Source organism: Vibrio sp. RM-69-4 (assembly GCF_024743775.1).
In the GTDB taxonomy this organism is placed as follows: Bacteria; Pseudomonadota; Gammaproteobacteria; order Enterobacterales; family Vibrionaceae; genus Vibrio; species Vibrio anguillarum.
The window spans coordinates 1-13,995 of the sequence record NZ_JAMQXI010000031.1; the positions used below are offsets into that span (position 1 = coordinate 1).

Genomic DNA, 13,995 nt, shown 5'->3' on the forward strand with positions numbered 1-13,995 from the left:
CCACGCAGTGAAACGCAAGTTGCGGATATCGCGAAAGGTGGTTACATCCTAAAAGAGTGCGCTGGTCAGCCTGAGCTTATCCTGATTGCCACTGGCTCTGAAGTTGAACTGGCGGTAAAAGCCGCAGAGCAACTTACCGCAGAAGGTAAGAAAGTGCGCGTAGTTTCGATGCCATCGACCGATGCGTTTGATAAACAAGACGCAGCTTACCGCGAAGCCGTACTACCAGCAGCCGTGACTAAGCGTATCGCTATTGAAGCAGGTATCGCGGATTTCTGGTACAAGTACGTTGGTTTTGGCGGCAAGATCATCGGTATGACTACCTTTGGTGAGTCAGCACCGGCGGATCAACTGTTCAAAATGTTCGGCTTTACGACTGAAAACGTGGTGAAACAAGCACAAGAGCTGCTTGCTTAAGTCTTCTTATTTTTAATGCAAAAGCCCAGCGAGTCATTCGCTGGGCTTTTTTGATCTTGTCGCGTGTGAAAAGAGATACATCACTTAAAAGGCACGCCACCAAAAGGCATAACTTAATTATTGGAAACAATAAATAACACTTCCACACGACGGTTACATGCTTTACCTGCATTGGTTTTATTCGTACAAGCCGGAACGTATTCACCATATCCACGGGTAAAAATAGAGTCCATCGCCACATTACTTTTCACTAAAGTGTTCTTTACCGCTTTCGCTCGACGTTCAGACAAACCATCATTAAAAGTGGACGCTCCACTACTGTCCGTATGACCATCAATCACAATATCAATGCCGGGTTCTGAGGCTAAATAACGCCCCATCATAGTAAGCCAATCACCAGAGCCAGTAGAGACCGTTGAGGAACCTGTTTCGAACTTCACCGTATCTTTCAATTTAACCATGATGTGATTACCCGGAAGGACTTCGTAATCCACACCATTTTTCAATAAGAAACGCTGCAAAGAATCATAACTATTCGTGCGCTGCTGACCTATCGGACCTTGAACGTCAGCCGAAACTATTTTCGGCGCATGGCCCCATTCAGGATAGAGCACATCAAAATCGCCTTTTGGCGCCGCATCCAACAGGTTATCGCTAAACATCCGATCAGTGGCTAACGTTCCGCATCCTGTTAACAACATTAATAACGGTAAGGCTAAATACTTCATTCGAGCATCACTCCATTCTCTTACTACCTCAACTGTATCGGCCAAGGCTGTAAAACTTTATATATATTTGGTAGCAATTTCGTGGTTGTTTCTGTTTTCCTTGTCACGGTAAGCCGTTAGAATTCAAGTATTCTTTTTTAACTCAATACTCGTTATGAAAAAAAACACACGCTATTGGTTGGCTCTCATCACAACACTACTGATTCTAGCAGGCTGCGGTGACAACACTACGCCACAAAAAGGGAAACAATATGATGAGCTTCCCGTAAGTCTTGCAACATACCGCCTACCAGCCGTCACGGAAGTGTTTTCGCTGACTTGCGGACACTGTCGTTCAATGGAAAAGGTCATCCCAGAGCTAGAGAAAATAACAGGCGAAACATTTGGTAAACTGCATGTCACCTTTAACGAAGGCGCACAGATTGGAGCCATGATTTACTATTCAGCCGTGATGCAACTGGGAGCGATTCCCGATCATGCCATGATGGAACAGCTATTTTCGGTCGTGCAAATGGATGAAGAAGTAACGTTAAGTGAGCGTAAAGAAGCGATTGATTTGGCCTTCAGCCAACGAGGGCTAATCAGCCCGTATTCGTTAGATGATGAGCAGCAAAAACAGTTATTCCAAGAGATTCAGCTCGCTGATGATATTTCAGTAAAAAGCCAAATCAATGCCGTTCCAACCTTTATTGTGAAAGGTAAATATTTAGTCATCACCTCCGGTCATAAAGATGCAGCAGATATCGCGAATACCATCTCATATTTATTGACTCACCCCTAATCGACAAGGCTTTAAAAATATGTCTAAATTTGTATTTCCAATTATTATTTTTTTACTGGCTGGCTTTTTCATCTATCGTACGTGGAATAACCACAAAATTGCCGATGAAAATTTTGCTAAAGGCCAAGCGTTTTTGGCTGAAAATACTCAGCAAGATGGCGTGATAACAACCGAAAGTGGCCTACAATATCTCGTACTCCAACAAGGTACTGGCACCGTTCATCCGAAAGCCAACAGTCGTGTAAAAGTGCATTATCACGGTACTTTACTTGACGGTTCGGTGTTTGATAGCTCAGTTGAACGTAACGACCCGATTGTGTTTGGTTTGAAGCAGGTGATTCAAGGCTGGCAGGAAGGTCTACAACTGATGGTGGAAGGACAAAAAATGCGCCTGTTCATACCCAGTAATTTAGGTTATGGCAAAAGTGGCAGCGGCCCTATCCCACCTGCATCCGTACTGATTTTTGATGTGGAATTAATTGAAATCCAGTAAAGCGGTGTTGAGCCGCATTACGCGGCTCTATTCTTGAGAAGGGACTGGATAAAACACCAGTTTTCCTTCCTCTACCATCACACAATCCATTCCTCCAGCGTGAGCGGCTTGTTTACCCAAATGAGTATCTTCAAATACCACACAATGCTTAGGTTCGAGATCTAATAAAAAGGCTGCACGCAAAAATGTATCTGGATTCGGTTTATGGTTTTCAACATCAGACGCCGTTACTACAGCATCAAAGCGATTTAATAGCCCAGACTTTTTAAGCAATGCGAGTGCACTTTGCCTTTGGCTTCCAGTCCCAACCGCAAGCTTCTTTTTACCATAAAACTGCTCAACAACTTCATGAGTACAAGAAATTACCTCGCCACTATTTTCGATAGAAGAAAATGCCGCCATTTTAAATTGAGCGACCAGCTCTGGCACCAATTTGAGATCGTGCAGCTTATTGATTTGTGAAACGATTTTAGCGCTAGGCATGCCACCTAAACTGTGCAACCACTGTTCTGAGAATGGGAAGCGAAAATGTTGCGCTGTTTTTGACCAAGCCTCTAAATGCGCTGGCATGGTGTCAAGCAACGTACCATCCATATCAAAAATAAGTCCTTGGTAATTTTCTAATTCAATCATGTTTACAGAGCGCCTCTAACAAATTCTATGGGAATCAACAAAATAAAAGTTCCAATATTGTGTCACGATAATGAATGTAATTTATATTTTTACGTTCATTGATATACGCTTCATTTAATCCTAACATTCTAATTAAACATACTAATAATTACATTTTCATCAATTATTGTCATTTTACTTAGGTGTATAATCTCATGAGTATCAAACAAAAATTATATTCACTGGGTGCTATTGCGGTTATCGGGGTTCTGGTAATGTTAGCCACTACCACACATTTTTCCCAAACCACCGAAACGCTCAATCAAGCCATTAACTTAGTCGATAAACTTGAAATTAGACTGCTCAATTTGCGGCGCAATGAGAAAGATTTTCTTCTGCGAAGCGACGTGAAATACCTTGAAACCTTTAAAAAAAACAGCACTCTTTTTTTAGATCTGGAACAGCAACTTTCCCTCATCCTGTTAGATCGAGATCTCCCCTCTAGTAGCCAACTCCGACAAGATCTTTTGGCTTATAAACAAGGTTTTGAAAAATTGGTGCAGGCTTATAGCCTATACGGATTAAATGAAAAATCCGGCCTTTTAGCCACTTATTTACAAGCATTGGAAACCATAAAACCTAATGCTGATGATGCATTACTTTTAGAGCTGATGGCGTTTGATCAAAGCGTGCAGGTTGGAGAGCTGCAAAACAGCACAGTGACTAACCGTTTTCCGGCATTAGCACAGGCCGCCCAACAGCTTGCCGATCAGAAAAAAGTGATTGGTTTGAGATATAATCAAGGGCTACTTGGTGAAGTACGTAACCTTTCTCATAATGTTGAACAACAGTTTGTCACCTTTTCTGAAGTGTTAAATAAAGAGATTACAAGTATTGAGCAAGAACTTAACTATGTGAAGCAAGGGCTCAGTGCGTTAGTGATCGTGCTAATCCTTGGCTTTATTCTCCAAATAGCGCGCTCCATTAACGTGCAAGTGAGTAAGTTGTTGTCAGTGATGCAAATGATTTCAAACAGCAACAACATCAGTTTGCGTGTTGAGCTGACTGGCCGCAACGAGCTGGTATCGATCGCAACTTACTTTAATATCTTACTCGATAAGTTCGAAACTCTTATCGCTGGCTCTCAAACAAAGTCTCACCAGCTATCGAACAGTACATCAAGTATGCATAACGAATTAGAAGATGTGATTGAACAGTTTCACGTTCAGGCTGACCACACCACGACAATGGCAACGGCCGTTCAAGAAATGGTGTCCACCATCAGCGAAATTTCAGAAAGTACTAGTGTAGCGGTAGAAGGTGTACACAAAGCCGCGCACAATGCTCAGCAAGGGCGTTTGGTGGTGGAATCAACGGTAAAAAATGTCGATGAACTCTCACGAACATTGGAAAAAAGTCAAATATCCATCGCCTCATTGAACAAGCATGTCGAACAAATTGGCGGTGCTGTTAACATCATTCAAGGTATCGCAGAGCAGACCAATTTACTGGCATTAAATGCCGCGATTGAAGCCGCTCGCGCCGGAGAACAAGGCAGAGGCTTTGCTGTGGTCGCCGATGAAGTCCGCACACTTGCCAGCCGCACGCATCAGTCAACGGAAGAGATCACCAATGTCGTTTCTGCAATTCAAAGCCAAATGAGCACCGTTGTCACTGATATTGCACAATGCAATACTCAAGGCCATGCGACGCTAACGGCTTCAGGAGAACTGGATAATAGTTTACGTCAGATTCTCTCTGACATGGAAATGATACAAAGTAACTCTGAGCGAATCGCCTCTGCAATTGAAGAACAAGGCATTGTGATGAACCAAGTCAGTGAATCGATCACCGAACTTAACTCTATCTCTGATAATAATATGCACTCAGCTAAACAGTGTTTGATTGAAGTCGATATCGTTTCCAAACAAGCAAACGACATGGACAACGCGGTCGCCGAATTCCAGACTCAGAAATCCGTCAGTTAGCCAATGTATAGAGATAAAATATAGCGAGAGTTAGTGAAAAGGGTCTAGAGTTAGACCCTTTTATTCATGTTTGCTTAAAGCATAACAAGATGTGGATTACTTTTGTATTCCTTCAACATAGAGTTCCATATCGACGTAGCTTGAAGCGCCCATTACTGCAATATTGAAATCCGCGAGTTCGATACGTGTTGTCCCCGAAAAACCAGCGCGTTGGCCACCCCATGGGTCTTTACCTGCACCAATAAATTCTGCATTAATAGTAATGGGTTTGGTTTGACCATGCAGAGTAAGATCACCGAGCACTTCTAGTTTACCATTCCCTTTATCAACCACTTGAGTACTGGTAAACGTGGCTTGTGAATATTTTGATGCATCAATGAAATCAGCACTACGAATATGTTTATCACGTTCAGCATGGTTACTATCCAGGCTGCGAGTATCCACATTAACTTTCACTTTTGAGCTTGCAAGGTCGTTAGGATCGTAGGAAAACTCACCATCAAACTTGTTAAAGCGGCCCTTGGTAAAGCTATAACCAAGATGGCTGACTTTAAAGTTAATTGAAGCATGCGCACCTTTGGTATCTATAACATAGTCAGCAGCGTTTGCACCTAGCGGCATGAGTGTTGCGAAAGCCAATCCAGTAGCAAGTAACGTTTTCTTCATTTAGAAGCTCCTATCATTTTTCGTAGCGTATCGTCTTTATCAATAAAATGGTGCTTGAGTGCGGCAACAGCGTGCACGCCTGCTAAAATAATCAGCGTCCAAGCTGCGTAAAAGTGAACCGTACCAGAGAGATCGGCTTGTCCTTCAAACAACAAGCCCATACTTGGTACAGTAAACCAATTGAAAACATCAATCCCTCGGCCATCTTCTGTTGAGATCAAATAGCCTGATACAAACAGCATCATCAATAATAAATACATTAATCCGTGCGCCGCTTTAGCCGCAATGCGCTCATAGTGGCCGCCACCAATGGCAGGAGAGACACTCACCAACTTCCATAGTATGCGGAACAGGGTGACCACGAGCAGCAACAAACCGACAGATTTATGCCAATGTGGCGCGGTGTTATACCATTGACTGTAATAGGTTAACTCAACCATCCAGATCCCAGCACCAAACATACCGATGATAACGAGTGCGGATAACCAATGGATAAGACGCGTGACTAAGTTGTAATTTTTAACTTCAGTTGTCATAAATTTTCTAAACCAGCAAGTGAAACAGCAACAAAGTGAATTGAATCTATATTCTAGCCTAAATTATTAACACAGTATTTACCATACTTTACATTGTGGACATACTTTAGTACTGATTGAGTTATTCGAAAAAACTGAAGGAACTTATTGTGGATATAGATAACCACGACTTAGGCTCAAACAACTTGAAACAACGGTAGCTTCAAATCATAAGGGTTTAACACCTGTAGAATGCTCGTATTAGAAGAATAGTGTGAAAGATCAAGAACTCGCCATTTGCTGCTCGTGCTTGTTGATAACTGTGGTAATCTTGCTTGGCTTTATTAAAGGAGAACAACGAGTTGCTACTGGACATACTCACGCAAAGCGTCAACGAATTTCAAGCTGACTGTCTAAAACTTTGTGAAAAGCACTACCCCACCATACACAACCAAGGAATGAGTGAACATCACTTAGGACTGGCTTTTGCTCGCAGGTTGGCTCGTACACTCAGTGAATTTGGGCACCCATGCCACTATTCTGTTATTGAATCAATCCCTCAGCGAGACATGCCACACCACTACCGAGTGAGTAGTGATGCCGGAACGGTATGGCTCCTGACTCACCATATGGTCAGTGCTGGTAAAACCTGTCGAGAAAAGTTGATGCAAGACATTGCGCAGTGGAAATATGAGTACGCTTACGCGATTCAACCGAATGATTTACTGCTATTACTGACCGATCACTGGATCAGTCGTAGCCAAAAAAGTCGCGAGTTACTTCATTGGTGGACAGGGCAATTACCCGATGAAATAGATCAATACCTCGCACAAGGTATCACGCTGTATGAAAGTGACTCATTGCTAACTCAATCTTTAGAGAACCGTTTTCAAATTAGCCCTTGTTATATTAAATTTAGCCATCCTTTAAAACGCTCTAAAAACCAGCAACTAGTCCGAAAATACGTTCAATTATATGCCGTATTACAATGGGCGTAACGTAAACAAACCGCCCTCATTTTCTTCCAAGTTCTAGATTTTACCTTATTACCCTCTTCATTGGGCTGTCTTCTGATTTAGCACACACTCAATCAATTGAGCCTGCCGCATCACATTCACTAAATAATTCAATATTTGTGACGCTGTTTTGACAACCCACAAATTTTCATCTTAGCCAAAGGTACAATTGACAAAGGTCAAGGTGAGTCAATAATATGGCATGGCATATTGGCGCTCGGATGCTTCAAGCAAAAATTAATGATTAGGATGTCGAAAATTGTATGCTTTTAACTAACAAAACTCAGTTTTCAAAATGCATGTCTCTGGATTCCGATGGCCAGTTTATTGCTCATTACCAGCATCTTGTGCTGCGAAGCGTTTTCCAGCCGATATTCTCGCGGGATAACCGTATTGTGGGCGTTGAAGCCCTAGTGAGAATAACCGCCAATGGCAGCACGACCATTCGCCCCGATTGTTTTTTCCATTCCGACACTATTAATCCCATCGACAAACTTAACGTAGAAAGACTCAGCCGAGTTATCCACATCCGAAACTATGCCCTTTCCGAATATCGTCAATGCCAATTATTTCTAAATTTACTGCCTGTCGCGGGTGAATTGTTTGCCATCAGCGACATCAACAAAGCATTGCTATGCGATCGCCTCAAAGAACTGCATATAGAACATAATCAACTGGTCATGGAATTGATTGAAATCGATTCAGAAAATGAAAGCAAGCTGCAATGCGCAACGCAAAGTCTGGCTGCAAATGGTTTTAAAATTGCCATTGATGATTTTGGTACTCAAGCCTCAACACCACAACGGGTTCATTTGGTGACGCCTGATATCATCAAATTTGATCGAAGCTTATTACTCAAATATATGCAAGGTGATTGTGACCCACTTATGGATGGCATTACCCTTGCGAAACAGAATGGTTCCAATACCGTTGTAGAAGGCATCGAAACCCAAGCGCAACTCGAAGCAATGCAAAAACTCGATATTGATATGTTTCAAGGCTATTTTTTAGCCATGCCGGAAGCGATAGTACCAGCCATTAAGATGGCCATTTAATAACGATATTCTTTACATTCGCGATAGCGCCCCAACTTACCGCTACTTTCAATATTCACTCACTGTTTTCCTAGCGACAACATCACGTTATTTAACTGTATGACATAGCGTGATGTTTAATAAGAAAAGGAAATAAGCTCTTGGGTATAAGGGTGCTGAGGATTGAGAAACAGCTGTTGCGTTTCCCCTTGCTCAACGACTTCACCCTGTTTCATCACCATAGTGTAATGGCATAATGATTTCACCACATGTAAATCATGGCTAATGAACAAGTACGTTAACCCATATTTTTGTTGCAGCGATTTAAGCAGATCCAACACTTGCGCTTGAATCGTACGATCTAAAGAAGAAGTTGGTTCATCAAGTAAAATGAACTCAGGTTTAAGAACCAATGCCCGAGCAATCGCGATACGTTGTCGTTGCCCACCAGAAAACTCATTGGGATAACGGTAGCGAGTGGCCGGGTCGAGTTCAACTTCTCGCATCACATCACAAATCATTCGTTCAACAGTTTGTCGATCATAACGGCTATGAACCTCTAACCCTTCACCAATAATCTGCGCCACCGACATTCTCGGATTCAGTGCTGAAAATGGATCTTGAAAAACGACTTGCATCTTGCTGCGATAAGGTAGCATAGCTTTCCTATCTAACCCTTGCAGCTCATTATTGTCGTAACAAATCGAGCCTTCCGAATGAACTAATTTTAGTATCGCCATACCAGTGGTCGATTTACCCGAACCGCTCTCGCCAACAATTCCTAATGAATGTCCTCTTTTAAGCTTAAACTGCATGTCGGTGACAGCTTTAATATGCGAGACCGTGCGCTTGAATAAGCCGCCAGTGATGGGAAACCAGACTTTGAGATGCTGAAGCTGCACTAGAATTGGGTTGTCAGGGTTTACGTCAACGGGCAAACCTCGAGGATCGGATTCAATCAATTTTTTGGTATAAGAGTGAGAGGGTGATGAGAACAGCGTTTTGGCATCATTAACCTCGATCACTTGCCCATTTTGCATCACTGCAACGCGATCAGCGATACGCTTAACAATACTGAGATCATGAGTAATGAACAACATGGCCATACCCAGTTCTTGTTGCAGGTTTTTAAGTAGATCTAATATTTGCGCCTGAACAGAAACGTCAAGCGCAGTGGTCGGCTCATCAGCAATCAGTAATTCAGGCTCATTGATCAAAGCCATCGCGATCATGACGCGCTGGCGTTCTCCCCCAGAAAGTTCATGTGGATAAGCATTAATCTTAATTTCTGGCGATCGAACACCCACTTTTTCTAACCATGCAATGGCCAACTGACGTGCTTTGCTGCTTCTTAGTCCTCGGTGAATTTCCACAACTTCGATCAACTGTTTACCGATTTTGTGTAAGGGGTTGAGTGAGACCATTGGCTCTTGGAAAATCATGCCAATCCTCCCGCCTCGTATACCTCTTAATTGCCTCTCGCTACAGTTCAACGTGTTGATACCATCAAAAAAGATCTCCCCTTGCAAATAGTGGGCAGCACTTTTCGGTAACAACTTCAAAATGGCATTCGCCGTCACTGATTTACCAGAACCACTTTCCCCCACCAGCGCTAAAGTTTCCCCTGCAGAGAGAGAAAGTGACACCGCTTTAATCACAGGTTCAAGATTGTCTTTTTGACCAAACCCGACCGAAAGATTTTGGATAGAGAGTACGATTTTACTCATCATCTTCTCCCTGTCGAATGCGGGTCAAAGGCATCGCGTACCGCTTCGCCGATAAAGACCAATAATGTCAGCATTAACGAGAGCACCACAAATGCTGAAATACCTAACCATGGAGCTTGTAAATTGGCTTTCCCTTGCGCCAATAATTCGCCCAAAGAGGGCGAGCCGACTGGCAAGCCAAAACCGAGAAAATCTAAGGATGTTAAAGTCGTAACTGAGCCTGAAAGAATAAAAGGCATCATGGTTAAAGAAGCCACCATCGCGTTAGGTAGCATGTGGCGAAGCATAATGCGGCGATCACTCACACCCATCGCTTGCGCAGCCCGCACATAATCAAAATTACGACAGCGTAAAAACTCCGCTCTCACCACGCCCACTAAACTCATCCAACTAAAAAGCACCATAATACCAAGCAACCACCAAAAATTCGGTTCGACGAAACTCGATAAAATGATCAGCAGAAAAAGCGTTGGCATCCCTGACCAAACTTCAATAAAACGTTGCCCAAGTAAATCAAGCCAACCGCCATAATAACCTTGAGTGGCACCAACGATAACCCCTATTACTGACGAGACGAGTGTTAATACAAAGCCAAACAAAACCGAAATACGAAACCCGTAAATAATACGAGCCAGCACATCGCGCCCTTTATCATCAGTACCAAGCCAGTTCACTGAATCTGGCGCTGACGGCACTGCATTATTGATATTAAAGTTGATGGTGTCGTAACTAAATGGGATCAATGGCCAAACAATAAAGCCTTTTTGTTCAATCAGATCGATGACGTAAGGATCGGTATAATCCGCTTCGGTTTCAAACTCACCACCAAAACGAGTTTCTGCATATTGTTGAAAGGTGGGGAAAAACCACTGCTGATCGTACTCAACCAAAAGGGGTTTATCATTTGCAATCAGCTCAGCAAATAGGCTCACCACAAATAAAAGCGTAAACAACCATAGTGAATAAAAACCGCGCCGATTGGACTTAAAACCGTGCCAGCGCAATACGTTTAATGGGTTGGACAGCCTTTTTTTTACCATCATGAACGAGCCTCAAAGTCGATTCGAGGATCAACCCAAATATAGGTCAAATCGGAAATAATGCTGAGGACTAATCCAAGTAACGTCATGATGTATAAAGAACTAAACACTACAGGATAATCCCGTTGAATGGTCGATTCAAAACCAAGCAGCCCTATACCTTCCAGTGAAAACATCACTTCAATCAACATCGAACCGGTGAAAAATATGCTGATAAAAGCACTCGGAAAACCGGCAATAATAATCAGCATCGCATTACGAAAAACGTGCTGATAAAGAATACGTCCTTCATCCAGCCCTTTTGCTCGAGCCGTCACCACATACTGTTTGTTGATCTCATCAAGAAATGAGTTTTTCGTTAGCATACTCAAAGTGGCAAACCCACCGATCACCATTGCAAAGATGGGCAAAGCCAAATGCCAAAAATAGTCGCCAATTTGTTGATACCAAGTTAGATCAGCAAAATTATTTGATACTAAACCACGCAGTGGGAACCAACTGAAATAATTTCCACTGGCAAAAATAATGATCAAAATAATCGCAAACAAGAAGCCCGGAATAGCGTAACCGATGATAACCACTGCGCTTGACCATACATCAAACCTTGAACCGTGGTGAATGGCTTTTAAAATTCCGAGAGGAATGGAGATAAGGTAGATGATCAGCGTACTCCACAGCCCTAAAGAGATCGAAACGGGCAAACGCTCAGTGATCAAATCAATAACATTGCCCCCTTTGAATAAGCTGTCACCAAAATTAAAGGTTGCGTAATTTTTTAGCATTTCAAAATAACGGACATGAAGTGGCTTATCGAAACCAAACTGTTTTTTTATCGCTTCGACTACCTCGGGGTCTAAACCTCGAGAACCTTTATATCCTCCAGTGTTAGCCGACAGCGACATATCCACCTCTTGGCCGCCTCCAGTAAATCGCTCCATAATTCCGTCACCATGCCCTTCCATTTGTGCAATCGCTTGCTCAACTGGGCCTCCGGGGGCAATTTGGATGATAAAAAAATTAATGGTAATAATCGCCCACAGCGTGGGCACAATGAGCAGCAATCGGCGGAAAATATAAGCAGTCATTGCATCCTCTTAACGGCGTTTTTCTGGTAGCAATTGCGCTTTCTGCTCCGAAACCCACCAAGTATCAAGACCAATATCATATTTTGGCATCACACTAGGGCGCTCGAATTTGTCCCAAGTTGCGATACGATATTGGCTCAGATACCACTGTGGGATCAGATAAAAATTCCATTGTAGAACGCGATCTAATGCTCGGCCTAAAGGCAATAATTTTTCTGGATGCTCTTGATTGGCGGCAATTTGTTCAGTGAGGAAGTCGACAACTGGGTCTGCCACTCCAGCACGATTGTACGTGGAATCGATGTAGTTTGAATTCCAGATAATCAACAAGTTAGGACTTGGGTAAGGATTCGCTGCATAGGCCGACGAAAGCATGTCAAAATCTCTATCGCGCAAACGCTTAAGATATTGTGTGGTATCCACTGAGCGAATCTTCATATCGATACCAAGCTGTTTTAGATTTTTTTGCAAAGGAATAGCAATACGTTCCGTGGTCGGACTGTAGATCAATAACTCAAACTCAAACGCTTTACCCGTTTCTTTATGGGTCATCACTTTATCTTTCAGCTCCCACCCCGCCTCTTTGAGCAATTGAAAAGCGACTCGTAGTTGTTGACGAATACGACCAGACCCATCCGTCACTGGTGGTTGGTATTCTTGGGTAAAAACACGTTCTGGGATCTTATCTTTTAGTGGTGTAAGAATAGTAAGTTCATCAGTAGAGGGAAGACCTTTCGCTTCATACTCTGTGTTTTGAAAATAGCTACGCGTTCGTGAGTATTGATCGTAGAACATATTTTTGTTCATCCATTCAAAATCCATCGCATAGGTCAAAGCCTCGCGCACTTTCGGATCACTAAACACTTCTCGTTGAATATTAAATACAAAACCTTGGGTTGAAGCTGGACTATTATGCGCGATCGCTTCTTTCTTGATGAATCCTTTATCGAAGTTCAATCCAGTGTATGAGCTGGCCCAAAACTTCGCAGAACTCTCTTGGCGAATATCAAATTCCCCAGCTTTAAATGCCTCAAGCATTACGGTATCGTCGCGGTAATAGTCGTATTGGATCTGCTTGAAATTATGCCGCCCAATGTTGACTGGTAAGTTGACAGCCCAATAATCTTTCTGCAACTCATAAGTGACACTCTGCCCAGTTTGATAACGTACGACTTTGTAAGGACCGCTGCCGACTGGCGGTTCATTTAATGGTTCTGCTAAGTTTTTATCCTGCCAATAGTGCTTAGGCAACACTTGAGTTGATTGAGCCAAACTAAAAAGCTTTTCTCTATTAGGTTCTGACATCTCAATACGAACCGTTAAAGGATGGATCGCCGTTACCGATTTAACCGCTTTGTAAAACAGTCGATATTGAGGCACTCCTTCTGTCATGAACTTGTTGAACGTAAACTCAACATCTTGCGCGGTGATCGGTTTACCGTCTTGAAAACGTGCGTTCGGGTTGATATCTAGTTCTAGCCACGAATAGTCATCAGAATAACGGACTTTAGAAGCAATCAATGGATAATAGGTATCAATTTCGTCGCTGGGCGCAAACATCAGTGAATCATAAAGCTCACCACTGCCTGCCGCCGGAGCGCCTCGGGAAGCAAAGCGGTTAAAATTGTCGTAAGTACCTACCTCGCCATAAGTTACTTTTCCGTACTTAGGTGCGCTTGGATTAACATAATCGAAATGAGAAAAATTGGCGGGATATTTGGCTTGCCCAATGCCGGATAATGTTGTGGTTTCTACAACATCCGCAGTCGCCAAAGCACTCATCAGCAGCACAGTCACACCTAACAGCGTAGGCTTAATTTTTCTCATACTAGAATCCTTCCATTGATAACTTCGCGACATTCCATCAGTGTAAACTATTAATAATTCAGTCAC

14 protein-coding genes are annotated in these 13,995 nt (G+C 42.8%); 6 read left to right on the forward strand and 8 right to left on the reverse strand.

Features of this window, described 5'->3' with window-relative positions; genetic code table 11:
- A partial coding sequence (locus NB504_RS03015; RefSeq protein WP_309303435.1) for a transketolase-like TK C-terminal-containing protein occupies nucleotides 1-417 on the forward strand: 417 nt, incomplete at its 5' end.
- Between the two features lie 113 nt (nucleotides 418-530).
- Here the strand turns inward: NB504_RS03015 and NB504_RS03020 are convergent.
- A complete protein-coding gene (locus NB504_RS03020) occupies nucleotides 531-1,145 on the reverse strand; it encodes an OmpA family protein (protein ID WP_258428242.1) in 615 nt (204 codons plus the stop codon).
- Nucleotides 1,146-1,299: 154 nt separating this feature from the next.
- Here NB504_RS03020 and NB504_RS03025 point away from each other — a divergent pair, with 154 nt between their 5' ends.
- Complete coding sequence (locus NB504_RS03025) at nucleotides 1,300-1,926, forward strand: thiol:disulfide interchange protein DsbA/DsbL (protein WP_088729645.1); 627 nt, start codon at nucleotides 1,300-1,302, stop codon at nucleotides 1,924-1,926.
- A 19-nt stretch (nucleotides 1,927-1,945) separates the two neighbouring features.
- Nucleotides 1,946-2,419 carry an FKBP-type peptidyl-prolyl cis-trans isomerase gene (locus tag NB504_RS03030; RefSeq protein ID WP_017046439.1) on the forward strand — a complete coding sequence of 158 codons (474 nt, stop codon included), beginning with the start codon at nucleotides 1,946-1,948 and terminating at the stop codon, nucleotides 2,417-2,419.
- 27 nt (nucleotides 2,420-2,446) lie between these two features.
- Here NB504_RS03030 and NB504_RS03035 read toward each other — a convergent pair whose 3' ends face one another.
- The gene (locus NB504_RS03035; protein WP_047690369.1) at nucleotides 2,447-3,052 is read right to left on the reverse strand and encodes a beta-phosphoglucomutase family hydrolase; all 606 of its coding nucleotides are present in this window, start codon (nucleotides 3,050-3,052) and stop codon (nucleotides 2,447-2,449) included.
- A 194-nt stretch (nucleotides 3,053-3,246) separates the two neighbouring features.
- Here NB504_RS03035 and NB504_RS03040 point away from each other — a divergent pair, with 194 nt between their 5' ends.
- Nucleotides 3,247-5,019 carry a methyl-accepting chemotaxis protein gene (locus tag NB504_RS03040; RefSeq protein WP_258428243.1) on the forward strand — a complete coding sequence of 591 codons (1,773 nt, stop codon included), beginning with the start codon at nucleotides 3,247-3,249 and terminating at the stop codon, nucleotides 5,017-5,019.
- A 96-nt stretch (nucleotides 5,020-5,115) separates the two neighbouring features.
- On the opposite strand, the gene NB504_RS03045 is transcribed toward NB504_RS03040, so the two are convergent.
- Together NB504_RS03045 and NB504_RS03050 are read right to left on the reverse strand one after the other, a co-directional pair.
- On the reverse strand, nucleotides 5,116-5,685 hold the full coding sequence (locus NB504_RS03045) for a YceI family protein (RefSeq protein ID WP_258428244.1): 570 nt from the start codon (nucleotides 5,683-5,685) through the stop codon (nucleotides 5,116-5,118).
- A complete protein-coding gene (locus tag NB504_RS03050; RefSeq protein ID WP_258428245.1) occupies nucleotides 5,682-6,221 on the reverse strand; it encodes a cytochrome b in 540 nt (179 codons plus the stop codon). The genes NB504_RS03045 and NB504_RS03050 overlap by 4 nt, the downstream gene beginning before the upstream one ends.
- A 341-nt stretch (nucleotides 6,222-6,562) precedes the next feature.
- Between NB504_RS03050 and NB504_RS03055 the strand changes: the two genes are divergently transcribed.
- Both NB504_RS03055 and NB504_RS03060 read left to right on the forward strand, forming a co-directional pair.
- The gene (locus NB504_RS03055; protein ID WP_258428275.1) at nucleotides 6,563-7,198 is read left to right on the forward strand and encodes a hypothetical protein; all 636 of its coding nucleotides are present in this window, start codon (nucleotides 6,563-6,565) and stop codon (nucleotides 7,196-7,198) included.
- 281 nt (nucleotides 7,199-7,479) lie between these two features.
- A complete protein-coding gene (locus NB504_RS03060; RefSeq protein ID WP_094163402.1) occupies nucleotides 7,480-8,271 on the forward strand; it encodes an EAL domain-containing protein in 792 nt (263 codons plus the stop codon).
- Nucleotides 8,272-8,387: 116 nt separating this feature from the next.
- Here NB504_RS03060 and NB504_RS03065 read toward each other — a convergent pair whose 3' ends face one another.
- From NB504_RS03065 to NB504_RS03080, 4 genes are read right to left on the reverse strand one after another with little or no spacing between them, the layout of a single operon-like run.
- The gene (locus NB504_RS03065) at nucleotides 8,388-9,980 is read right to left on the reverse strand and encodes an ABC transporter ATP-binding protein (protein ID WP_105976955.1); all 1,593 of its coding nucleotides are present in this window, start codon (nucleotides 9,978-9,980) and stop codon (nucleotides 8,388-8,390) included.
- Entirely contained in the window at nucleotides 9,977-11,020 is a 1,044-nt protein-coding gene (locus tag NB504_RS03070; RefSeq protein WP_017046433.1) for an ABC transporter permease, read from the reverse strand. Before NB504_RS03070 ends, NB504_RS03065 begins: the two co-directional genes overlap by 4 nt.
- A complete protein-coding gene (locus tag NB504_RS03075; protein ID WP_258428246.1) occupies nucleotides 11,017-12,102 on the reverse strand; it encodes a microcin C ABC transporter permease YejB in 1,086 nt (361 codons plus the stop codon). Before NB504_RS03075 ends, NB504_RS03070 begins: the two co-directional genes overlap by 4 nt.
- A gap of 9 nt (nucleotides 12,103-12,111) precedes the next feature.
- Nucleotides 12,112-13,929, reverse strand: coding sequence for an extracellular solute-binding protein (locus tag NB504_RS03080; protein WP_258428247.1), 1,818 nt, complete (start codon nucleotides 13,927-13,929; stop codon nucleotides 12,112-12,114).
- Nucleotides 13,930-13,995 lie beyond the last annotated feature (66 nt).